The sequence below is a fragment of the Nocardia xishanensis NBRC 101358 genome (genome assembly GCF_001613365.1).
Taxonomy (GTDB): domain Bacteria; phylum Actinomycetota; class Actinomycetes; order Mycobacteriales; family Mycobacteriaceae; genus Nocardia; species Nocardia xishanensis.
In genome coordinates this window covers 42,218-64,253 of the sequence record NZ_BDCF01000042.1, presented here as the reverse complement: position 1 = coordinate 64,253, position 22,036 = coordinate 42,218, and the positions used below count along the sequence as shown (strand labels likewise).

Here is a 22,036-nt window from a genome sequence, read left to right as displayed (position 1 = left end):
CTCAGGCCCGCTGCGCCTCTTCCTGGGCGTGGTGGGCCTGAGCGATCTGCTGCGGCGTGAAGCGCAGCGTCAGGGCGATCAATCCGATCACCACCGCGACGCCCGCGCAGACCGCGAGCACCAGCGTGTACCCGCTGCCGAGCGCGTCGATCTCCGCGGAGGTCATGCCGGAGACATTGCCGGTCTTGCCGCCCAGCGATAGCGTGCGCGACACCGCGATCGGGGTCAGCACGCCGATCGCCAGCGGCGTGCCCAGGTTCATGAACATCTGCCCGACCGCGGCGAGCGGGCCGATGTCATTGGGCGGCACGCCGACCAGCACGCACAGCGGCGCCACCACCATCGCGATGCCGACCCCGAATCCGATGACGATCAGCAGGATCAGCAGCGTCGGCAGGTAGGTCACGTCGCGGTCGAGCGTCGAACCGAACAGCAGGCCGAGGGCGAGCACCACGGCCGAGCCCGCGAGCAGCCAGCGCGGCGCGACCATCATGGCCAGCTTCGAGGCCAGCGCGCCGCCGATGCCGATGCCCACGGTGAACGGGATCGACGCAACGCCCGCTTCCAGCGGCCCGTAGCCGATGACGTTCTGCAGGAACTGCGCGACGAAGTACGTCATCGCGCCGAGCACGCCTCCCGCGAGCAGGATCAGCAGGAAGGTGGTGACGCGGTCCCGGCTGCCGAACAGCGACCACGGCAGCAGCGGGTCGTCGACATTGCGTTCGGCGAGCACGAACACCACGAGCAGCACCAGGCCGCCGACCAGCGAGCCGATGATGGCCGGGCTGGTCCAGCCCATCGCGGGTCCTTCGGTGGCGCCGAAGACGATGGCGGCGCAGGCGAGGGTGCCGAGCACGGCGCCGCGCACGTCGAGGGAGACGCGGTGGTGGCCGGTGTCGGCCAGGCAGTAGACCGCACCGAGCACGATGAGCAGGCCGATCGGCACATTGATCAGGAAGATCCAGCGCCAGGAAAGCTGGGTCAGCGCGCCGCCGACCACAAGGCCGCCGACCGAGCCGATACCGACCATGGAGCCGACGATCGCGATCGCCTGGTTCCGCGCCCTACCCGGCGCGAAAGTCGTTGCCACCAGGGCCAAGGCGGCGGGGGCTGCGACCGCGGCGCCTGCACCTTGCACCGCACGGGAGGCGATCAGCATGGCGGGCCCCTGGGCGAGGCCGCACGCCAGCGAGGCCAGCGTGAAGAGGGCGACGCCGCTGATCAGCATGCGTTTGCGGCCGAACGCGTCGCCGAGCCTGCCGCCGAGCAGCATGAGCCCGGCGAAGGTGAGGCCGTAGGAGGTGACCGTCCACGCGCTGCCCGCGCTGCCGAGACCCATCTGGTCTTGCAGGCGCGGCAGGGCGAAGATCACCACCGTGCCGTCCAGCACGACCATGAGCTGCAGCCCGCTCAAAACTAGGATCGCGAGCCCGAAGGCCCGCTGCGTCACCGGGTACTGCATCGTCGCAGCGGGATTCTGGAGCACAGTGAGTCACTGTAATTGATAGCCGAAGCGCTCCGTTCCCACGGGCGCGGCCGGACGAAGCCCTCGACAGCGCCCTGCGCCGCCGACTTCCCTGTCGGCCGAAGTCCGTCGACGACCCCGCGCACGGCCCGAGCGGAGACGGAAGCGCGGCACGGCCGGGGTCCGTCGGCAGCCCCGGTACGCCTATTTCCCGGTCTCTCCGAGCTCAGCGGAGAATCCCGCGGTCGGGCCGATCACCACGATCGCGGGCGGGCGGATGCCTTCCTCGCGAACCCGCGCGGCCACGCTGCCGAGGTCGGCGCGCAGCACCCGCTGCGTACGCAGCGTGCCCTCTTGGATGACGGTCGCCGGGGTATCGGCGGGGCGTCCGCCCTCCAGCAACGCGGTGGCGAACTGTTCGATCCGCTCCACCGCCATCATCAACACGAGGGTGCCGCGCAGCCGGGCCAGCGCGGGCCAGTCGACCAGCGAATCCGGGTGATCCGGCGCGACGTGCCCGCTGACCACGACGAACTCGTGGGTGACGCCGCGGTGGGTCACCGGGATGCCCGCGGCGCCGGGCACCGAGATGGGACTGGTGACGCCGGGGACGACGGTCACCGGAATGCCCGCCTCGACGCAGGCCTCCAGCTCCTCGTAGCCGCGACCGAACACGTACGGGTCGCCGCCCTTGAGCCGCACCACGAACTTGCCCGCCTTCGCGCCCTCGATGAGCGTGGCGTTGATCGCCTCCTGCGCCATCGCGCGGCCGTAGGGGATCTTGGCCGCGTCGACCACCTCGACGTCGGGTCCGAGCTCGGCCAGCAGTTCCGGGGGCGCGAGCCGGTCGGCGACCACCAGGTTCGCCCGCGCCAGCAGCCTGCGCCCGCGCACGGTGATCAGATCGGGATCGCCCGGCCCGCCGCCGACCAGCGCGACGCCGGGCGTCACCGGCGACGAATCATCGCTCACCACACCGGATTGCAGCGCTTCCAGCAGCCCGTTGCGCACCGCGGCCGAGCGCCGGTGCTGCCCGCTGGCGAGCACGCCGAGAGTGAGACCGTCGTAGCGGGCCGTGGCCGGGGTGACCGCGGTTCCGAGCCGTGCGACGTCGGCGCGCACGCAGAAGACGCGGCGCCGGTTGGCCTCCTCGACGACGGCGGCATTGGTCTCGGGCTCGTCGGTGCAGGCGATGGCGTACCAGGCGCCCTCCAGATCGCCGTCGGCGTAGGCGCGCAGCGTGACGGTGAGTTGCCCAGAGGTGGCCATACCTTCGACCGCCGGGGTGACCTCACGGCTGATGACGTGCACGTCCGCGCCCGAGGCGATGAGCAGGCCGAGCCTGCGCTGGGCCACCGTCCCGCCGCCGACCACGACGACGCGGCGGCCGTTCAGATCGAGCCCCACCAGGTAGTTCGGATCGCCCTCTGGCTGGGCGGGAGCGTGGGATTCCACCTGTTCCTCGGTGTTGTCAGACGTGTTCGGCACAGTGTTCGAGCCTACGGCCTGCCCGGCGGACGTCGGCACTCAGCGCCGCAAACCGCGCCGAATCCGAGCGATAGCTCACCGCGACACACGGCTGCCGGTGCGGAAATCCAGCCCCGGGAGCGGAACGGCTTCCGGTCGTCGCCGCATGATCCCCCCGCGGCGCGCATGCGCGTGCCGCACCTTCGCCGTCTGGCAATCAGCCCGGCAATCATTGCCGCACAAGCGGATCCGTAGCCACATCGACCGAGCGCCGACAGCCGCGGGCCCATCTCGTGCGCTGGCTGCTCGACCAGCCCGAGGACTAGGCCAGACGGGAACAATCGGAGTGACGAGCGTCACTATCCTTCGAGCGGTCCGTCGAAACAGCCTGGTTAGCAGGCTGTTTCGACGGCTCGAACTATTGGACGCTTGGTAAAACCGGGTGATTTCTGTCGGTGCCGAGCGGAATACTGGCGCGCGCCCGATGAGTTGAGCCAACCGTTCCCGTCTGATCTTTCGTGGCGCCGGAACACGGCACGAGAACTCGGCACCGGGCCACACGTCGTCGCACGCCCACGAACACCTCCGGAGGTAACCCGATGCCCGCCGTCCCATCCGCCAGTCCGACAGGGCGGCGGACACCGACCGTCATCATGCTGCTGGTACTCGCGACGTTCGTGGTGATCCTGAACGAGACCATCATGATCAACGCGATCCCGCGCCTGATGACCGACCTCGACGTCACCGAGCGGTCGGCCCAGTGGGTGTCGACCGCGTTCATGCTGACCATGGCCGCCGTGATCCCCGCCACCGGCTGGTTCCTCCAGCGGGTCACGACGCGCCGCGCCTACACGATCGCGATGGGCGTCTTCCTCGCCGGCACCGCGCTGTCCGCCCTCGCCCCGGCATTCGAGGTGTTGCTGCTCGGACGGATCATCCAGGCGGGCGGCACCGCGGTCATGATGCCGTTGCTGATGACCACCCTCATGACGGTGGTGCCCGAGCACGACCGCGGCCGGGTCATGGGCAATGTCACCCTCGCCATCTCGGTGGCGCCCGCCATGGGACCGGTGCTGTCCGGATTGGTGCTGCAGGCCGGCTCGTGGCGCTGGCTGTTCGTGCTTGTGCTGCCGATCGCCGGTGCGGTCACCTGGCTGGGGCTGCTGCGGCTCGAGAACATCGGCGAACCGCAGGCAGGCGCGATCGACGTGTCCAGCGTTGCGTTGGCCGCGGTCGGATTCGGCAGCCTGGTGTACGGCCTCAGCCGCTTCGAGTCCGGCAACGTCACCGCTCCCGCGCTGATCGTCGCCGCCGGACTGGCGCTCATCGGCTTGTTCGCCGCGCGGCAGCTGCGCCTGCAGCGCACCGGCACGCCGCTGCTCGACCTGCGCATTCTGCTGATCGGTACGTATGCCAAGGCGCTGATCCTCATGTCGGTCGCGTTCCTCGCGATGCTCGGCTCGATGATCCTGCTGCCGCTGTACCTGCAGAACCTGCGTGGTCTGAGCCCGCTCGAGACCGGCCTGCTCGTCATGCCCGGCGGCCTCGCGATGGGTCTGCTCGGCCCGACCGTCGGCCGACTGTTCGACCGTTTCGGCGGCCGCGTCCTGGTGATCCCCGGTGCGGTCGGCATCACCGCGGCCCTGGCCGGTTTCACCCAGATCTCGATGAGCATGCCGTACTGGCAGCTGCTCGCCCTGCACATCCTGCTCATGGTGTCGTTGGCGGCGGCCTTCACGCCCGTCTTCACCCTGGGTCTCGGCGCGCTCCCGCACCAGCTGTACTCGCACGGCAGTTCCATGCTCGGCACGCTGCAGCAGGTCGCCGCGGCCCTCGGCACCGCGCTGGTGGTGACGGTCATGTCCACCCGCAGCGCCGAGTTGATCGATGGCGGCACCGACCCGGTCACCGCACACCTCGACGGCATGCGCTTGGCCTTCGGAGTCTCCGCGGCGCTGGCATTGGTCGTGATCGTGATGGCGGTCGTGCTGCCGAGCCGCTCCCACGCGCCGGAAGCGGCGGCGGGCGAGCACGCGCCGGAGGCGGCCTCGGACGAGGGCGAGCAGCCCGCGGTCGAGCTGATGAAGGGCTGATCAGTCCCTCCGCTCCTATGAGGCCGGTCCGGATCCCTCCGGGCCGGCCTTTTCAGTTCAGGTTCGGAACTTCCTGGGTCCAGTGGAATCGCTCGCCCCGCAACGGAAAGTCGTTCAGGTCGAACTCTTCCAAGGTGAGCGTGACGGGCCTGCCGCCGAGATCGCCGCGCAGGGCGAGCAGGCCGGGCTCGGGACGTTCGAAGGTGAAGGTCGCCACCCGCGCCGGCTCGGCCCCCGGGGTGGCCGACGGCGCGGTCATGGTGATGGTGCGCGCGGCGGTGTCCACATCGGCGAGAACGGGCACGAACGTGCCGTCCATGCGCTGATAGTCGGTGGCGAACTTGTCGAACACCAGGCGTTGCCATCGGGTCGGCTCGGTGGTCAACGGCGCGAGCGGGTGGCCGTCCACCGTGAACTCGGTGACGTTCCAAATGCCGTAGAGCGCGGGTTTCGGTGCGCCGTAACCATATTCGTGCCAAGAATCCCATGCGGTGTACGCGGCGCCGGAGCACGTCCACAGACCGAGCGCCACCTGCAAGACGGCGGCGATCCGGTTCGCCCGCGCCGAGCGGAACAGCGACGGCTGCCTGGCCGGTTCCGAAGATCGTTCCAGCACAAGCACATTCGCCAATCGCCTGGCCTGCGGCACGAGCACAACCAGCGAGATCAGCATCAGGTGGAAGGACAGGATCTTGACCGGTACGTCGTAGGTCATGTTCAGCACGAAGACCTGCGCCATGCTCACCAGGCTCAGCAGCGCCCCGGCGGTCGCGGTGCGCGGCCAGAACAGCAGCAGGCCGCCGAGCACCTCCGCGATGCCGAGCAACACCTGGTAGGACGGCGAGGCGCCGACCTGGTTCCACAGCACGTCGGTCATGCTGAGGTTGCCGTAGGGCTCGAGCAGTCGCGTCAGCGACGGGTAGGGCATCTGATTCGGCACCGCCTTGGCGAAGCCGTACCAGAGCATCTGCCCGCCGAGGCAAAGCCGCAGGAAGGTGACGAACCACGCGCCGAGTGAGGCGTAGCCCGCGCGACGGCGGTCGAGCACCGACCAGATCGCGGTGACGACGGCCGCGACGACGAGCAGGCAGAAGACCAGCACCCAGATGATGGTCTGATCACCGCTGCCGCTCTCGTGGATCACCGCGTCGACGCCGAAGACATGTTCGCCGGTCCACCGGGCCACCGGCGCGACCGCGTCCATCTGCCATCGGATCGCCGATTCCGGCATCCAGCGCACGGCGGCACCGGTGAAGACGAACAGGATCTGCGCGAACGTCAGACAGAACAGCAGCAGGTAGGTGAAAAAGAACCGGAAGGCGATTCGGGCCGGTAGCGACCACCGGGGCGACGGCTCGATCACGTCTTCGCCGTCTCGTTCGAGCACCTCCGTGCCGATGGCACTCATAGCGATACCTCGCCGACCCTCGGCACCGCCGTGCCCGCGGACGCCGAGTTCACGGTTCGCTCGTCGTGCACCCGGAGAGCCGCCCCACGCCGATACTCGGCACCGCCGTGCCCCGGCACTGTGCCGATGGCCGCCTCGCGGCGCTTCCGCACGGCGGCACCCCGCCGACACTCGGAGACGCTGCGCCTGGTTCGCCTGTCGCGCTTCCGCACGGATCTCTCCTCACTGCCCTGGACGCCTTTCCGTGAGCGAACGTAGCCGCGCGGGCGGCCCCGGCGCTTCCGGCGGCATCCCGATTTCCGGCTCCGTCCCGCGGGGTAGCCGCGATACTCCAGAAGGATGACGAAGACCCTTGTCAACCCCGGAGTTCGATCAGCGAACTATTCCCGACGATTCCCGGCGACACCGAATTAGAACGCGTTACAGTCGCGTATCCCGGGAGGAATTACCGGGTGGTGGGCGGCCCGCCGCCCGACTACAGGAGGACGACGATGGCCGACGAGCCAGATCCGACCGAGCGGCGCCAGCTCACGATCAGCGAACGCGATCTACGAGGACTGGCCGATGATTTGTCACGCTGGCTCGCGGGCAAGGTCTCGGCCGACGAGCCGCCGCGGGTACACGAGCTGACCATGCCGCAGGGCTCGGGGATGTCGAGCGCCTCGGTGCTCTTCGATGCCGAATGGCGGGTGAACGGCCGGGACGAGGGCGGCACGTTCGTCGCGCGGCTGGCCCCGAGCGCCGCCGATTTCCCGGTCTTCGAGACCTACGATCTGGCCAAGCAGTACCACGTGATGGCCGGGGTCGCGGCCGCCACCGATGTGCCGGTGCCGCCGCTGTGCTGGCTGGAGACCGACGAAAACGTGCTCGGCACACCGTTTTTCGTGATGCGCCGGATCGAGGGGCGGGTACCGGCCGACAACCCGCCGTACGTCTTCTACGGCTGGCTGTTCGACGCCGAACCCGCCGAACGCGCGCTGCTCACCGCCAACACGCTCGCCGTGATAGCGAAGATCCACGCCATCCCGGACCCCGCGAGCCGGTTCTCGATGCTGGACGGCCCTGGCCAGGCGTTGCGCAGGCACGTGGACTGGCATCGCGCGTGGTACCGCTGGGCGCTGGCCGACGACGGGTACCCGGTCCCGTTGATCGAGCGCGCCTTCGACTGGCTGGACGAGCACTGGCCGGAGGATCCCGGTCCGGACGTGTTGTCCTGGGGCGACTCCCGGCCGGGCAACATCATCTACGACGGGTTCGAGCCGGTCGCCGTATTGGACTGGGAGATGGCGGGTCTGGGTCCGCGCGAGCTGGACATCGCCTGGATCATCTTCATCCACCGGTTCTTCCAGGATCTCGCCACCCGCTTCGACCAGCCGGGCCTGCCGGACTTCCTGCGCCGCTCCGAGGTGGTGGCGAAATACCAAGAGCTGACCGGCTATACGGTGCGCGACCTGGATTTCTACCTGGTCTACGCCGCGCTGCGGCACGCGATCGTGATGGCAAGGGTCAAGCGCAGAATGATCCATTTCGGCGAGGACACCGACACTGCCGACCGGGACGACTACGTGATGCACCGGGCAAGCCTGGAGGCGCTGCTCGACGGAACCTACGACTGGACATGAGGAACACCATGACCGCACCCGCGCCGCTCGACGAATACCCCATCCACCAGACCCCGCTCCCGATGACCCGGGTCGGCACCAGCGACCGTAATTTCTACGACCGCAGTTATTTCAACGCCCACGACCGCGACGGCGGCACCCTGCTGATCTCCGGGCTCGGCGTCTACCCGAACCTCGGGGTGACCGACGCCTATGTCGCCGTCCGCCGCGGTGACGTGGTGCGCTCGGTGCGTTTCTCCGACGCGCTCGGCGACCGCAGCCTGGATATGAAGGTAGGCGGCTACCGGATCGAGGTGCTCGAACCGCTGCAGCGGGTGCGCGTCGTCTGCGAACACGACGAACTGAGCTGCGATCTCACCTGGACCGGAGCCTTCCCCGCCGTGCAGGAACAGCCGCACCTGATCCTGACCGGCGGCAGGCCCATCATCGAGGCGTCCCGCTTCGCGCAGGTCGGTTCGTGGGCGGGCACGCTGAGCGTGGACGGCGCGGACATCACGGTCGACCCCGCCGTGTGGACCGGGACCCGCGACCGCTCGTGGGGTATCCGGCCGGTCGGTGAGTCAGAGCCGCCGGGTCGCGCCGCCGCCGAGCCGTCGGGCGGTTTCTGGTGGCTGTACGTGCCGCTGCGCTTCGACGATTTCGCGATCGTGGTGATCGTGCAGGAGGAACCGGACGGCAGGCGCACCCTCAACGATGCGGTGCGCGTCTGGCCGGACGGCCGCACCGAACAGCTCGGCTGGCCGCGCGTCAGCATCGAATACCGTTCGGGCACCAGAATTCCCGTCGCCGCGCGGCTCGATCTCACCACCCCGGACGGCAAGGCGCTGGAGGTCGAGATCACCCCGAGCGCGGGCGTCCCGCTGCACGTCGGCTGTGGCTACGGCGGCGACCCCGACTGGTTGCACGGCCAGTGGAAGGGCCGCGACTGGTCCGACTTCCGCCGCTACGACCTCACCGACCCCGCGATCGCGGCCCGTGTCCCGTTCGGCGTCATCGATCACGTGGCGCACGCCCGCTGCGGTTCCGCCGAAGGCTGGGGTCTGTTCGAGCACGCCTCCCTCGGCCGCCACGATCCGACTGGGTTCGCCGATTGGTCATCGGTCGCCCCCTGATCCGCCGCGCCGCGCCCCGGTGTCGACCAGGGCGCGGCAACAGGTCCCCGCGCCCTGTTCAGCGCAGGCGCGCCACCGCCACGGTGACATCACCGTGAATCTCTTTGGCGTGCAGCAGAACTCCCCCGTTCGAACCCAACACGGCAGCGGCCTCGGCGACACCGGCCGCACCGACCGCCGACTTGGTGCGAGCCGCCGGGGTTGGTACCGCGACAGCGTCCAGTTCGCCGGCGCCGAAGGTGCGCACGGGGACGCCCAGTTCTTCGGCGGCCCTACGAAGGCCGGGTTCGTCACCGCGCCGGTCGATGGTGGCGAGGCAGACGAGGGTCGCGTCACCGAGCACGCGCCGGACGGCGGCCACAATCGCGGAGGAGGCCGTCCCCGGTCGCATACCGACACCGATCACAACATGCGCACCGTCCGGTTGGTGCGGCTGGTCTGGACGGTCCGGGAGCCGGGCATCGGATCGGCCGGTCACCGGCGACCACCGAACGAGCAGGCACCGGTCAGCGACGCCGACATGGCGCAGGCCACCGCGCACCCCGGTACGAACGTGCCCTGTACTGGGAGCTCGATGAGGCCAGCAGCCCGCAGCGCTCCGCAACCGGAACCAGCCAACGGCGTGCGGTATCCGGAGCCGACTGGGTACACGCCCCTCCCGCGCAGCTCAATGCCGCACACGGGCGTAGTCGGCAGCCGCGGCGACGAAACGGGCTGTCGCAGTGGGGTTTCCGGCGGGGTGGGTGTGTAGGTAGGAGGCGTGGACCTGGCCGACGAGTGCGCCCTCGCGAACACGAGCGCCCGCGCCGTCGTGCCAGCCCCAGGCCGGGGCGTCGGTGGTGGCGGTGGTGACGAGTCTGGTGCGGTGGAATTCGTGGCCGCGCACCCGCTCTCCCGCCCGCCACAGCGCGGAGTCGGCCAGCGCCACGGCGTCGCGGTAGCCGAGGGTCAGGCGCGGGCCGAATGCCGCGTCCGCGTCGACGACTCCCGCCATGGCGTGGCCGTCGAGCGATCGGGTGAGGTAGAGCAGGCCCGCGCATTCGGCGTGGATCGGCAGACCGGCGCCGGCGTGCTCGCGGACCGCGGCGAGCAGGGGTGTGTTGGCCGCGAGATCGGCGGCGTGCTCTTCGGGGAATCCCCCGGGCAGCACCAGACCCGCTGTGCCGGTCGGTAGCTCGTCGCGCAACGGATCGAAGACCACCACCCGTGCCCCCGCCGCGATCAGCAGTTCGCGATGCTCGGCGTAGCCGAAGGTGAAGGCCGGCCCGCCCGCCATGGCGATCACGGGACCGCGGTCTGCCCGAGCGTCATCACTGCCGGACCCGTCCCAACCGGTCGCCCCGTCATGTCGCTCTGCAGACCACTCCGAAAACGAAGCATCGACACAACGCCGACCGGAGCGCGTCGGCGGCGCGACATCGGCCGCTTCCTCGTCGCCGGTCCGCTCCCAACCGATCAGGCCCGCCGACGCCGACTCGTCACGCGCGCGGCCAGTCTCGTCGCGCGTCGCGGCACCGGCGGGGCAACTCTCGTCGCGCGTCTCACCACCGGCGTAGCCCTCGAGCGCCGAGGGGGCCACCCGCACCGATGTCGCTTCGGTCGAAACCCCTCCGCGCGGACGCGAAGTCGTATCCCCCGCGGTCGCGGCGTCTCGCACCGCCGCGACCGGATCCCAGGCGATCCCATCGACCGTCGGTCGCGCGAGCGCCGCCACCGCCCCCAGATCCACGTGGGCGGCAACGAGTTCCGTCATCGCCGCCACCGCCGCCGCGGCCGCCGCGCCGTGTTCGACGGCGGGGATGAGCCCGAGGTGGCGGGAGGGCACCTCGAGGGCGTCCATACGGGGCAGCGAGCCGAGAACGGGCAGGCCGACCCGCGCGCAGGCGGCGCGCAGCACCTGGTCGTGGCGTTCACTGCCGACACGATTGAGGATGACGCCACCGAGCCGCACACCGCTGTCGAAGGTGGCGAAGCCGTGCAGCAGCGCGGCCAGGCTCTGGCTGTGGCCGCGGGCGTCCACCACCAGAACCACGGGCGCGCCGAGCAGGCTGGCCACCTGGGCGGTTGACCCCTCAGCGACGGGGCCGGCTTCGTGCTCGTCGATGCGGCCGTCGAACAGGCCCATCACGCCTTCGACCACCGCGAGATCGCAGCCCGCGACGCCGTGGTGGTACAGCGGCAGCACCCGGTCGGCGCCGACGAGCACCGGGTCGAGATTGCGTCCTGGCCGTCCCGCCGCGAGCCCGTGGTAGCCGGGGTCGATGTAGTCCGGACCAACCTTGAACGGCGCGACCCGGTATCCGGCCCGTCGCAGCGCACCGATCAAACCCGTTGCGAGCGTGGTCTTCCCACTCCCCGAGGCGGGCGCGGCGATGACGACCGCGGGCACGCCGCCCATCACGCCACCGGACGGCGCGCGACCACGCGACGCCGGTTCACCATTCGATCCCCCGCTGCCCCTTGCGACCAGCGTCCATCGGATGCTTGATCTTGGTCATCTCGGTCACCAGGTCGGCGGCATCGAGCAACGCCTGCGGCGCGTCGCGGCCGGTGATGACGACGTGCTGGTTGCCGGGCCGCGCGACCAGCGTATCGACCACTTCGTCCAAGTCGACCCAGCCCCACTCGAGCGGGTAGGTGAATTCGTCGAGCACATAGAAGCGGTGCTGTTCGGCGTCGAGCCTGCGCGCGATCTCCCGCCAGCCGGCCAGGGCGGCAGATGCGTGGTCTTCCTCGGTGCCGTGCTTGCGGGTCCAGGACCAGCCCTCGCCCATCTTGTGCCACTCCACCGCGCCGCCGGCGCCGGTCTCCTCGTGCAGCCGCCCGAGGGCGCGAAACGCCGCCTCCTCGCCCACCTTCCACTTCGCGCTCTTCACGAACTGGAAGACCGCGACGTCGAACCCCTGGTTCCAGGCCCGCAGCGCCATGCCGAACGCCGCGGTCGACTTTCCCTTGCCCGGCCCCGTGTGCACCGCCAGCACCGGCTGGTTGCGCCGCTGCCGCGTGGTCAGTCCATCGTCCGGAACCGTCTCCGGCACGCCCTTGGGCATCGAATCTCCTTGTGCCTCAGTTCAAACCTGGCCCGCGCCGGTCAGGCCGCGCGCGCGGACCGCGCCGCGGGCCCGTCCACGGAGCCCGCGCGGACGATGTCCGCCACCGCGGCCCCGGTCAACTCTGCGAGCCGCAGATATCCGCCGCGCAACTCCCTCGCCAACTCCGCCGCCAGCCCGAGCCGCACCATGCCACGCTCGCAGTCCACCACCATCGCCGTGACCGCGTCCTTGGCCAGCAGGGCGGCGGCGACGCGGGCGCGCGGCACCGGGTCGACGCCACCGGTGGCGCGACCGTCGGTGAGCAGCACCAGCATCGGGCGGCGGCGCGGGTCGCGCACGCGTTCCCGGTGAATCACCTCGCGCGCCTTCAGCAGCCCCGCGGCCAGCGGCGTCTTGCCGCCGGTGCGCAGGCCGGCGAGGCGGCGGACCGCGATGTCGACCGAGGAAGTCGGGGGCAGTACGAGTTCGGCGTCCTGGCCGCGCACGGTGATCACGGCGACCTTGTCGCGGCGCTGATACGCGTCGCGCAGCAGGCTCACCACCGCGCCGGTGACGGCCGACAGCCGGTCCCTGGCTGCCATGGAGCCGGACGCGTCGACCACGAAGACCACCAGGTTGCCCTCGCGCCCTTCGCGATACGCGCCGCGTAGGTCCTCGGCTTCGAGGGCGAGGGGACCCTCGACCCGGCCGCGGCCGTGCTGGTGCGGCGCGGCGGCGAAGACGGTGCCGATCAGATGCAGACCGGCGGTGGTCTCGGTGGTGGAGCGGACGACCCGGCCGTGCCTGGTCTGGGCGCGGGACCGGCGGCCCGGCGCGCCTTCGCCGACACCGGGCACCTCCCAGCGCGGCGGCTTCGCGGCGCTGGGATTGGGTGTGCCAGTGCGTCCTTCGCGCGGTGCGGGACCGCCGCCGGGACCTTCGGGCGGCGCGTCGGGACCGTCATCGGGCCCCTCGGGACCGCGATCTTCGTCGGAACCATCGTTTTCCGGGCGTTCGCCGTCGAATTCCGTTGGCGGCGTCGGCTCCTCCGCACGATCGGCCTGCTCGGCGGCCTCTTTCATGGCTTCGTCGAGTTGCTCTTCGCTGATGCCCGGCTCGTCGAACGGGTCGCGCCGACGTCGGTGCGGCAGTGCGAGTTCCGCGGCGATCCGCACGTCGTCCTCGGTGACGGCGTCGCCGCCGCGCCAGGCCGCGTGCGCGGTCGCGGTGCGGGCGACGACGAGATCCGCGCGCATGCCGTCGACGTCGAAAGACGCGCACAGGGCCGCGATTCGCCGCAGCTCCACGTCGTCGAGCGCGACCTCGGGCAGCCGGTCGCGCGCCGCCATGATGCGACCGGCGATCTCCCGGTCGGCGGCGGCGTAGCGGGCGGCGAACCCGGCCGGATCGGCCTCGTAGTCGAGCCTGCGGCGCACCACCGCCATCCGCACGTCCACGTCGCGGGAGGCGGCAACGTCGACGGTGAGCCCGAACCGGTCGAGCAGCTGCGGGCGCAGTTCGCCCTCTTCGGGATTCATGGTCCCGACCAGTACGAAGCGCGCGGGATGCGAATGCGAGACGCCGTCGCGTTCGATGTGCACGCGGCCCATGGCCGCGGCGTCGAGCAGCACATCCACCAGATGGTCGTGCAGCAGATTCACCTCGTCGACGTAGAGCACGCCGTGGTGGGCGGCCGCCAGCAGACCGGGCCGGAACGCCTGTTCGCCGTCGCGCAGCACCCGCTCCAGATCCAGCGATCCGACCACACGATCCTCGGTGGCCCCGACCGGCAGCTCGACCAGCCGCGCCGGCCGCGCGCCGGTCTCGTCCACCACCGGCGGCAGCAGGTGCGCCAGCGCGCGCACCACGGTCGACTTCGCGGTCCCCTTCTCCCCGCGCACCAGCACGCCGCCGATACCAGGATGCACCGCGCACAAGATCAACGCCAGCTGCAACCGCTCCTGCCCGACCACCGCCGAGAAGGGAAACCCCGCCTCGGCATCCACCCGAGACGAATGGGACGACAGAGCGGTTTCTACACGGGACAAGGACACGTCCCCCAGCCTAAGCGCGCGGCGCCGCCACCCCCGCACCGCCCCGCGCGCCCGACCATCGACCCGACCGCGCGGGAGCTACCCGCGCCGCATGGGTACGTGCATGATCCCGTCGTCCTCGAACTCCGCACCGTCCGGCTGGAAGCCGTGCTTGGAGTACATGTCCACCAGATAGGTCTGCGCGTTCAACCGCACCGTCGCCGACCCGACCTCGGCTAGCGCCGCCTGTAGCAGCCGGGTCGTGTAGCCGTGCCCGCGAGCGGGCACGGCCGTACACAGCCGGCCGATGCGGAACGACTTGACGCCGTTCTCGTGCTCTTCCAGCAGGCGCAGGGTGCAGATGACCTCCCCCTCGTCATCGAGCCAGAAGTGCCGGGTCTCCGGCAGCAGATCGAGTCCGTCCAACTCCGGATAGGCGCACTTCTGCTCGACGACAAAGACTTCGACGCGAAGTTTCAACAGCTGATACAGGGTCGCCGTATCGAGATCTTGCGCCCATGACCGTTTGAGAGCAACCGTTGACATCATCGCGCCTTGCTATCACACCTACGGCGCGAGCGCGACCCCTGCATGCCTCGGAGTGTTCGCGCTATTGAGGTTCAGCGCCTTGTTCGTCCAGTCCCACACCTCGTGGAACAGGGCTTTGTCGTCGGAGAGCTTCACGCCCAGCGACGGGATCATCTCGCGCAGGCGCGGGGTCCAGTCGGCGTACTCACGCGGGAAGCAACGCTGCAGCACGTCGAGCATGGCGGTGACACACGTGGAGGCGCCCGGCGAGGCGCCGAGCAGACCCGCGATCGAACCGTCCTTGGCGGCGATCACGGCGGTGCCGAGTTCCAGCACGCCGCCGATGCCCTTGCGGCGGATGATCTGCACCCGCTGGCCCGCGGTGATGAGTTCCCAGTCGCGGCCGTCGGCCCGCGGGATGAACTCCTCCATGGTGTAGACCTTGCCGGACTGCGACTTGAGCAGCTCCGAGACCAGGTACTTGACCAGGGACAGCTCGGTGACGCCGACGCCGAGCATGGGCGCGAGGTTACCGGGACGGATGGACTTGAAAAGGTCGGTGTTGCTGCCGTCCTTGAGGAACTTCGGGGTCCAGCCCGCGTACGGGCCGAACAGCAGGCCGGGCTTGCCGTTGATGACGCGAGTGTCCAAGTGCGGCACGGACATCGGCGGCGCGCCGACGGCGGCCTTGCCGTACACCTTGGCCTCGTGCTTGTCGATCAAATCCGGGTTGGTGCAGCGCAGGAACTGGCCGCTGACCGGGAAGCCCGCGAAGCCCTTGATCTCCTTGATGCCGGACTTCTGCAGCAGCGGCAGCGCGCCGCCGCCCGCGCCGACGAAGACGAACTTGGCCACGACCGTGCGGGTCTGGCGGGTGCGCAGGTTGCGGACGCTGACCTTCCAGCTGCCGTCGGACTGCTTGTCGATGTCGCGCACCTCGTGGCCGAAGGCCAGGTCGGCGCCGCTGGCGCCCAGGTGGGCGAGCAGTTCCTTGGTGAGCGAACCGAAGTCGATGTCGGTGCCGCCGTCGGTCCAGTTCAGCGCGACCGGGTCGGAGAAGTCGCGGCCCTTGGCCATCAGCGGCAGCCTGCGCGCGAACTCGTCGGGGCTGTCGATGTACTCCATGCCCTCGAACAGCGGGTGCGGGGCCAGCGCCTCGTAGCGCTTGCGCAGGTACTGCACGTCGTCGGCGCCGTGCACGTAGCTGACGTGCGGGATGGGGTTGATGAAGCGGGACGGGTCGCCGAGGACGCCGTTCTCCACCGCGTAGGCCCAGAACTGGCGCGACACCTGGAAGCGCTCGTTGATGTCGACGGCCTTGGTCACGTCGACCGAGCCGTCGGCGTTCTGCGGGCTGTAGTTGAGCTCGCACAGGGCGGAGTGTCCGGTGCCCGCGTTGTTCCAGGGATCGCTGCTCTCCGCCGCCGCGGCGTCCAGCCGCTCGAACAACGAGATCGACCATTCCGGCTGCAGCTGGCGAAGCAGCGCACCGAGGGTGGCACTCATGATCCCGGCACCGATGAGTACTACATCGGTCTTTTCAGTCATGGCAGCGTTCGGCACGGGTAGATCGACTTCCTTGTCACTTCTGGCGCGGCCACCGGCACGGTGGTTCGGCCTGGGCACGGGCGCTATGTGGTTGTTTGCGACGGGCGCTATGCGGTTGTGGCGACGGCGCCGTGTCGTTGTTCGCGACGGGCGCACGTGTTCGTTTCGAGCCTGGCGTGACTCGGCGGTCGATAAGGTTACCCGCCGTTCACCTATCGCCAATTGTGCACCTCGCGACGTCGCATTCAGGCAACGAACCCGGGGAATGTGACATAGATACCTCCCTCGCTCCAGGTCGCGAGCGATCTTCTTTCCGGGCCGTACCTCGCCTACATTGGGTCTCGTGACGAACGAAACCTCGCTAGACGTGTCCGATATCACGGAGCGGACCGGAGGCAAATGGCGGCCGGATGTCCTGGGAGCGGGGTACGAGCAGCGTTCCATCCCGCTGGGCGCGGACCCCGACGGTGAGGGCGACATCTCGGCAACCCTGGTGCGCTATCTCCCCGATTCCGGCGCGGCCGCCACCGAGTGCGCCGTGATCTACGTACACGGCTTCACCGACTACTTCTTCCAGCAGCATCTCGCCGAGCACTTCGCCGCGCGCGGTCACCGCTTCTACGCCCTCGATCTGCGCAAGTGCGGTCGCTCGCTGCGCGACGGCCAGAGCCCGCACTACGTCACCGACCTGGCCTTCTACGACGAGGAGCTGAACGAGGCGCTGCGCATCGTCAAGGCCGAGGCCGGTGAGCAGGTGCTGCTGGTCGCGCATTCCACCGGCGGCCTGATCATGCCGCTGTGGCTGGACCGGCTGAACCGGACCGTGGGCGTCGCCGCTTCCGGCATCGTCGGGCTAGTGCTCAACAGCCCCTGGTTCGACCTGCAAGGCCCGTCCTACTACCGGACGATCGGCACGCCGATCATCGGCATGCTCGGCCGGTTCCGTTCCATGCTGGAGATGCCGGGCGCCTCGATCAGCACCTACGGCGACAGCCTGCACAAGACCGCGGCGGGCGAGTGGGATTACAACCTGGACTGGAAGCCGCTGGCCGGTGCGCCGGTGCGCTTCGGCTGGCTGCGCGCGATCCGCCGGGGTCAGTTCCGGCTGCATCAGGGCCTCGACATCGGGGTGCCCGCGCTGATCCTGCGTTCCCGGTTGACCAAGTTCCTGCGCAAGTACGGTCCGGCCGCCGACGTGGCCGACACGGTGCTCGACGTCAGGCAGATTCAGCGCTGGTCCGGCTGCCTCGGCGACCGCACCAACATCGTGCCGATCGAGGGCGCCCGCCACGACGTGTTCCTGTCCTCGGCCGAGCCGCGCGCCAAGGCCTTCGAGGAGATGGACAACTGGCTCGACTGGCTGGCGGTGTACCGGCGCAAGGCCGAATCACCAGAGGCTGGTGCGTAACACGATCTCGGTGGCCATCTCGTGGTCGGCCTCGGTGGCCACGTTGTCGACGTCGACCTGCACCACGCGGAATTCGCCGTAGACGAAGCGCCCCGAGCCGTCGGCGACCGTCCGCGGCAACCGCTTGGTGACCAGCACGGTCACCGGTAGTTCCAGCGGACGGCAGCCAGGGTCGGCGACGGTGCCGTCGGCGGCGGGCGACGCGGGATGGCCGCGGTCGGCGACCACCAGGCTGATGAACCGCCCGAACGGGCCGGAGCAGGTCTGCCAGGCCACCGTTGCGCCCGCGCCGCGCGCGGCGACGTGGGTGTAGGGGATGCCGAGCTGGTCGAGGATCGCGTGCACTCCGGCCGGGTCGAGCCCTTCGATGGACTCCACCGCGATGGTGCGCAGGTCCGAGGTGTGCAACCGCGCCGCGACCTGGTCGTACACGTCCACCGGATCGCCCGCGTCGGGCAAGAGCAATACCGTGTGCCGCGATTCCGGGCCGTCGACCCGCACCGTCCAGGCCCGGTCACCGACCGTGATCCGCCGAGACTCCATGTCCGAGTACGCTACACCGCCGCTACCCGCCCCGGCGGCGTGTCCGCCGGACCGGCTCACACCCGCCACCGCGTCGCTGTGATGGTCGCGGCCTCGACGCGGCGCAAGGCAGACCGCAGGCCCGCGCGCGGCCGCCTGCGCGGTTCAGGCGTTACCGACGGTCGATCGCGGCCGAGATCTGGGCGACCAGACGCCACGGGCGGTCGGCGTCTGCTTTCGCCTTGCCGCTGGTCAGGATGGCGCCGGAGAGGCCTCTGGCGGGATCGGCCCAGCCGTACTGGGTGGTCAGGCCGCTGCGGCCGAAATGGGTTTCGGTATGGCGGCCGAACTTCGAGCGGCTCGCGCCGAGTTCGTAGCCCGCCACGCTGACCCGGCCCGCGATGCCGGGTATCCGGTTCACGGGCCGCACCGCCGCGTGCAGGGTCTCCGGTCGCATGATCCGCACGCCGTCGAGTTCTCCTCCGCGCCCGAGGATTTCGTAGAAGCGGGACAGTTCGTAGGCGGTGGTGACGAGATTGCCCGACGGCAGTTCGGCGGTGAGGAAGGCGCGGGTCCCCTCGTCGTTCATCGCACCGCCCATACCGCCGCCGAGCGCCTTGCGCGCCAAGAACTTCCACACCTGCGACGGACCGGGACCGACCGGCACGCTCGGCACCACCCGATCGACCTCGTCGGGTCGCACGCCGAAGTTCGTCCAGCGAAATCCGAGCGGTGCGAGCACCTGGTCGTGCAGATGCTCCCGCATCCGCTTCCCGGTGGCTCGCTGCACCAAGAGCCGCTGAATCAAACCGCTGGTCAGCGCGTGGTAGACGCGGAAGCGACCGGGCGGCCAGCTGGGCCGCAGATCGGCAAGCGCCCGCACCGCAAGCTCCTCGTCGACCACCAGCTGGTGGCCCCGGTACGGCGGCGTCACGAACGGGACGCCCGCCGAATGCGACAGCACGTCGCCGATCGTGATGCGCTGTTTGCCGTTCGCGGCGAATTCCGGAATGTATTCGCACACAGGGTCTTTCAGCGCGAAGGCACCCTGCTCGATCAGCATGGCCATCAGCGCCGCCGAGACGCCCTTGGCGGTGGAGAAACCGCAGAACGGCAGGTCCGGTGTGGCGAGCACCCGCTCTACATCCGGCCCGTCCGCAGGCCCATTGCCCCACCCGTGCCCGATCGCCCGGTTCAGGACTATCTTCCCGTTCCGTCGCAGGCACACCTGAATCGCCGGTGTGGTACCCAGCCGATACCAGTCGCGCACCGATTCCCACACAGCGGCGATCGCGGCGCGGCTCACCCCGGCATCGGCCGGATCGTCTTCGGGCCCGGCCGTCGTCACCGAGTCCAGATCGGCGGCAACCGTCACCAACAAGCCTGCAGGCGCATTCACTCTGCCCAGCGTAGCGATGTCCGGCGCGACCGCGATGCAACAAGCGAGCGTGCGATGGCACGGTCGCGACAGAATCGAGGGGACATGAACCACATGGTTCGACTGGCCGCGCTGGTCGCCGCGGCGGCAGCGTTGACAGCAGGTTGCGGGAGCGACGATTCGACGCAGCCGACACGAACTTCACAGCGGACGACGGCGGTGGCCGCGCCGGCATCCGCTCCCGGGGGAACGATCGCGCCCGCGGGGCCCCGGCAGCCCGCGCCCGGCGACGCGGCGCCGCCCTCCGTGGCCGCGCCAGGGACGAATCCGCCGCCGACCGTGACGCACACGGCGCCCCAGCCCAGCCCGTCCGCACCCGGCACCGTCACCGCGCCGGACAACGGCATCAGCGGGCCCGGCCGCTGTATCGATCTCGCGTCGCCGGGTGTGCGCGGCGCGGTGGCCGGACTGGGCGAAGGCTGGGTGGCCGAGCACGCCTCCGCCGACCAGCCTGGCGGCTGTGGGCAGCTGCTGTGGGTGAGCGCGGCGGGCGGGGCGTCCGCGGGCGCGCCGATCCACGTGCTGTTCTTCCACGACGGAAAGTACCTGGGCACAGCAACTTCCGAGCCCTACGCGTTCACCTACGTGGCGAGCTCGAACGGCGACTCGGTCACCGTCGAGTACAAGTGGCTGGTCGCCGACGAGCCGTTCGCCGCGCCGCAGGGCGGTCCCGTGTCGATCACCTACACGTGGACCGGTTCGGGGGTCGCCATGAGCAAGCCGCTGCCGGAGGAGGTCACCCACCCGCACCGATAGCGGCCGCCGCTAGGGCTGGTACTGGACGTCCGGCGCGACGAGATCCGAACGGAGCGTGGGCATGTCCTCCGGCGCGCCCGCGGTGATCAGCGTTTCCAGCAGGTTCGTATCGAGGTGGCGCTCCATCAAGTCCGCGAGCAGGTCGAGCTGGGCGGCGCGCACGGCGGAGACCGAAGTTCCTTCGGCGGCAACGAAACCGGTGCGCCGCGCGTGCCGGGCGACCTCGCGCAACCAGGCGCGCCGGAAGTCGTCGGACTCCATCAGACCGTGCAGGTGCGTTCCCCAGATCGCGCCGCGCACGCTGCCTTCCGGCTCGCCCGCCGCGTCGAGCCAGGCCGGGTTACCGCTGCGTGTCACGCGTCCGTGGTGGATTTCATAGCCGTGCACCGAGATACCCGCCGTGCCTAGCGGCACAGCGGGGTCCGGTCCCGGCGCACCGCGACCGTCGCTGCGGCGCAGCACCTTTGGCTCGGCGAACTCGACGTCCAGGTCGAGCAGGCCGAGTCCATCGACCGCGCCCGCCGTCGATTCCACGTCGTCGACGATGCGGCGGCCAAGCATCTGGTAGCCGCCGCAGATGCCAAGGATGGGCTTGCCCGCCGCGGCGCGGTCGGCAAGCGCGGCGGCGATTCCGCTGCGCCGCAACCATTCCAGGTCCGACACGGTCGATTTGCTGCCGGGCAGCACCACCAGGTCGGCGTCGGCCAGCCGGGCGGGGTCGCGCACCCAGCGCACCGCGACGCCGGGTTCGCAGGCCAGCGCCTCGACGTCGGTGGAGTTCGAGATGCGCGGCAGCCGGACGGCCGCGACCGTCAGCCATTCCGTGCCCGCGGGCGCGGCCGGGCGACCGACCGGGGCGTCGGCGATCGTGCCGAGCGAATCCTCGGCGTCGAGCCACAGGTCCTCGGCGAACGGGACGACGCCGAGGGTTGGCCGCCCGGTCAGCTCGGTGAGCCGATCCAGGCCCGGCCGCAGCAGCTCGACGTCGCCGCGGAACTTGTTGATCACGAATCCCGAAACGAGCCGCTGGTCGGCGGGGTCCAGGACGGCGAGGGTGCCGAACAGGTGCGCGAGCACCCCGCCGCGGTCGATGTCGCCGACGACGAGTACCGGCAGCCGCGCGGCCTCGGCCAGCCCCATGTTGGCCAGATCGGTGGCGCGCAGGTTGATCTCGGCGGGCGATCCGGCGCCCTCGCAAATCACCACGTCGAATTCGGCCCGCAGCGACGCGAGTTCGGCGGCGACGACCGCGCGGAGCTCCTGCCGGTGCTGGAAATAATCCGCCGCGCCGACGGTGCCGACGGCCTTTCCGCGCACCACGAGCTGCGAGCGGCGGTCGCTGCCCGGCTTGAGCAGCACCGGGTTGAAGCGCACGCTCGGCTCCAGACCGCAAGCCCGCGCTTGCAGCGCCTGGGCGCGCCCGATTTCGCCGCCGTCCAGCGTGACGACGGAGTTGTTGGACATGTTCTGCGCCTTGAACGGCGCCACCCGCACGCCCTTCCTGGCCAGCATGCGGCAGATGCCCGCCACCACAACGCTTTTCCCGGCGTCGGAGGTGGTTCCCGCGACCAGCAGCGCGCCCCTCATCGCGATCTCCCCCGAGG

The 22,036-nt window shown here is 70.2% G+C and carries 17 protein-coding genes; 5 read left to right on the top strand and 12 right to left on the bottom strand.

Annotated features, from left to right (window positions below):
• Window position 1 precedes the first annotated feature (1 nt).
• Entirely contained in the window at window positions 2-1,462 is a 1,461-nt protein-coding gene (locus tag NX1_RS26265) for an MFS transporter (RefSeq protein ID WP_068064619.1), read from the bottom strand.
• 207 nt (window positions 1,463-1,669) lie between these two features.
• Window positions 1,670-2,920: a uroporphyrinogen-III C-methyltransferase gene (gene cobA, locus NX1_RS26260; RefSeq protein WP_068064617.1), complete on the bottom strand. Its 1,251-nt coding sequence runs from the start codon at window positions 2,918-2,920 to the stop codon at window positions 1,670-1,672.
• A gap of 530 nt (window positions 2,921-3,450) precedes the next feature.
• On the opposite strand from cobA, the gene NX1_RS26255 reads away from it, so the two are divergent.
• Window positions 3,451-5,025 (top strand): MDR family MFS transporter, encoded by a 1,575-nt coding sequence (locus NX1_RS26255; RefSeq protein ID WP_281217135.1) that lies wholly within the window; start codon window positions 3,451-3,453, stop codon window positions 5,023-5,025.
• 52 nt (window positions 5,026-5,077) lie between these two features.
• Here NX1_RS26255 and NX1_RS26250 read toward each other — a convergent pair whose 3' ends face one another.
• Window positions 5,078-6,433, bottom strand: a complete 1,356-nt coding sequence (locus tag NX1_RS26250) for a DoxX family protein (RefSeq protein WP_068064549.1) — start codon at window positions 6,431-6,433, stop codon at window positions 5,078-5,080.
• A 491-nt stretch (window positions 6,434-6,924) separates the two neighbouring features.
• Between NX1_RS26250 and NX1_RS26245 the strand changes: the two genes are divergently transcribed.
• Both NX1_RS26245 and NX1_RS26240 read left to right on the top strand, forming a co-directional pair.
• The gene (locus NX1_RS26245; protein ID WP_068064548.1) at window positions 6,925-8,055 is read left to right on the top strand and encodes a phosphotransferase family protein; all 1,131 of its coding nucleotides are present in this window, start codon (window positions 6,925-6,927) and stop codon (window positions 8,053-8,055) included.
• An 8-nt stretch (window positions 8,056-8,063) separates the two neighbouring features.
• Complete coding sequence (locus NX1_RS26240) at window positions 8,064-9,167, top strand: Rv3169 family protein (RefSeq protein ID WP_068064614.1); 1,104 nt, start codon at window positions 8,064-8,066, stop codon at window positions 9,165-9,167.
• Window positions 9,168-9,225: 58 nt separating this feature from the next.
• Here the strand turns inward: NX1_RS26240 and NX1_RS26235 are convergent, their stop codons facing one another.
• From NX1_RS26235 to mqo, 6 genes are all read right to left on the bottom strand, one after another.
• Window positions 9,226-9,573, bottom strand: a complete 348-nt coding sequence (locus NX1_RS26235; RefSeq protein WP_281217133.1) for a cobalamin biosynthesis protein — start codon at window positions 9,571-9,573, stop codon at window positions 9,226-9,228.
• A gap of 261 nt (window positions 9,574-9,834) precedes the next feature.
• Complete coding sequence (locus NX1_RS26230; protein ID WP_068064546.1) at window positions 9,835-11,565, bottom strand: cobyrinic acid a,c-diamide synthase CobB; 1,731 nt, start codon at window positions 11,563-11,565, stop codon at window positions 9,835-9,837.
• A 37-nt stretch (window positions 11,566-11,602) separates the two neighbouring features.
• A complete protein-coding gene (gene cobO / locus NX1_RS26225; protein ID WP_068064543.1) occupies window positions 11,603-12,217 on the bottom strand; it encodes a cob(I)yrinic acid a,c-diamide adenosyltransferase in 615 nt (204 codons plus the stop codon).
• 41 nt (window positions 12,218-12,258) lie between these two features.
• On the bottom strand, window positions 12,259-14,247 hold the full coding sequence (locus NX1_RS26220) for a magnesium chelatase subunit D family protein (protein WP_068064608.1): 1,989 nt from the start codon (window positions 14,245-14,247) through the stop codon (window positions 12,259-12,261).
• An 84-nt stretch (window positions 14,248-14,331) separates the two neighbouring features.
• Window positions 14,332-14,781, bottom strand: coding sequence for a GNAT family N-acetyltransferase (locus NX1_RS26215; RefSeq protein WP_068064539.1), 450 nt, complete (start codon window positions 14,779-14,781; stop codon window positions 14,332-14,334).
• 18 nt (window positions 14,782-14,799) lie between these two features.
• Window positions 14,800-16,308 (bottom strand): malate dehydrogenase (quinone), encoded by a 1,509-nt coding sequence (gene mqo, locus NX1_RS26210; RefSeq protein ID WP_068064536.1) that lies wholly within the window; start codon window positions 16,306-16,308, stop codon window positions 14,800-14,802.
• Window positions 16,309-16,651: 343 nt separating this feature from the next.
• Here mqo and NX1_RS26205 point away from each other — a divergent pair, with 343 nt between their 5' ends.
• Window positions 16,652-17,716: an alpha/beta hydrolase gene (locus NX1_RS26205; RefSeq protein ID WP_174555523.1), complete on the top strand. Its 1,065-nt coding sequence runs from the start codon at window positions 16,652-16,654 to the stop codon at window positions 17,714-17,716.
• Here NX1_RS26205 and NX1_RS26200 read toward each other — a convergent pair.
• On the bottom strand, window positions 17,696-18,259 hold the full coding sequence (locus tag NX1_RS26200) for a hypothetical protein (protein WP_068064528.1): 564 nt from the start codon (window positions 18,257-18,259) through the stop codon (window positions 17,696-17,698). The two genes, NX1_RS26205 and NX1_RS26200, sit on opposite strands and share 21 nt — an antisense overlap.
• A 151-nt stretch (window positions 18,260-18,410) precedes the next feature.
• Complete coding sequence (locus tag NX1_RS26195) at window positions 18,411-19,637, bottom strand: serine hydrolase (protein WP_068064517.1); 1,227 nt, start codon at window positions 19,635-19,637, stop codon at window positions 18,411-18,413.
• Window positions 19,638-19,721: 84 nt separating this feature from the next.
• Here NX1_RS26195 and NX1_RS26190 point away from each other — a divergent pair, with 84 nt between their 5' ends.
• Window positions 19,722-20,432 carry an LppP/LprE family lipoprotein gene (locus NX1_RS26190; protein ID WP_169812288.1) on the top strand — a complete coding sequence of 237 codons (711 nt, stop codon included), beginning with the start codon at window positions 19,722-19,724 and terminating at the stop codon, window positions 20,430-20,432.
• 9 nt (window positions 20,433-20,441) lie between these two features.
• On the opposite strand, the gene NX1_RS26185 is transcribed toward NX1_RS26190, so the two are convergent.
• Window positions 20,442-22,019 carry a cobyric acid synthase gene (locus tag NX1_RS26185; protein WP_068064505.1) on the bottom strand — a complete coding sequence of 526 codons (1,578 nt, stop codon included), beginning with the start codon at window positions 22,017-22,019 and terminating at the stop codon, window positions 20,442-20,444.
• Window positions 22,020-22,036: the final 17 nt, after the last annotated feature.

Bases quoted from the DNA above. Each gene is read 5' to 3' on its own strand.
- NX1_RS26265 (WP_068064619.1), bottom strand. From the start codon at position 1,462: ATGCAGTACCCGGTGACGCAGCGGGCCTTCGGGCTCGCGATCCTAGTT.
- NX1_RS26250 (WP_068064549.1), bottom strand. From the start codon at position 6,433: ATGAGTGCCATCGGCACGGAGGTGCTCGAACGAGACGGCGAAGACGTG.
- NX1_RS26245 (WP_068064548.1), top strand. From the start codon at position 6,925: ATGGCCGACGAGCCAGATCCGACCGAGCGGCGCCAGCTCACGATCAGC.
- NX1_RS26240 (WP_068064614.1), top strand. From the start codon at position 8,064: ATGACCGCACCCGCGCCGCTCGACGAATACCCCATCCACCAGACCCCG.
- NX1_RS26230 (WP_068064546.1), bottom strand. From the start codon at position 11,565: ATGGGCGGCGTGCCCGCGGTCGTCATCGCCGCGCCCGCCTCGGGGAGT.
- cobO (WP_068064543.1), bottom strand. From the start codon at position 12,217: ATGCCCAAGGGCGTGCCGGAGACGGTTCCGGACGATGGACTGACCACG.
- NX1_RS26215 (WP_068064539.1), bottom strand. From the start codon at position 14,781: ATGATGTCAACGGTTGCTCTCAAACGGTCATGGGCGCAAGATCTCGAT.
- mqo (WP_068064536.1), bottom strand. From the start codon at position 16,308: ATGACTGAAAAGACCGATGTAGTACTCATCGGTGCCGGGATCATGAGT.
- NX1_RS26200 (WP_068064528.1), bottom strand. From the start codon at position 18,259: ATGGAGTCTCGGCGGATCACGGTCGGTGACCGGGCCTGGACGGTGCGG.
- NX1_RS26190 (WP_169812288.1), top strand. From the start codon at position 19,722: ATGAACCACATGGTTCGACTGGCCGCGCTGGTCGCCGCGGCGGCAGCG.
- NX1_RS26185 (WP_068064505.1), bottom strand. From the start codon at position 22,019: ATGAGGGGCGCGCTGCTGGTCGCGGGAACCACCTCCGACGCCGGGAAA.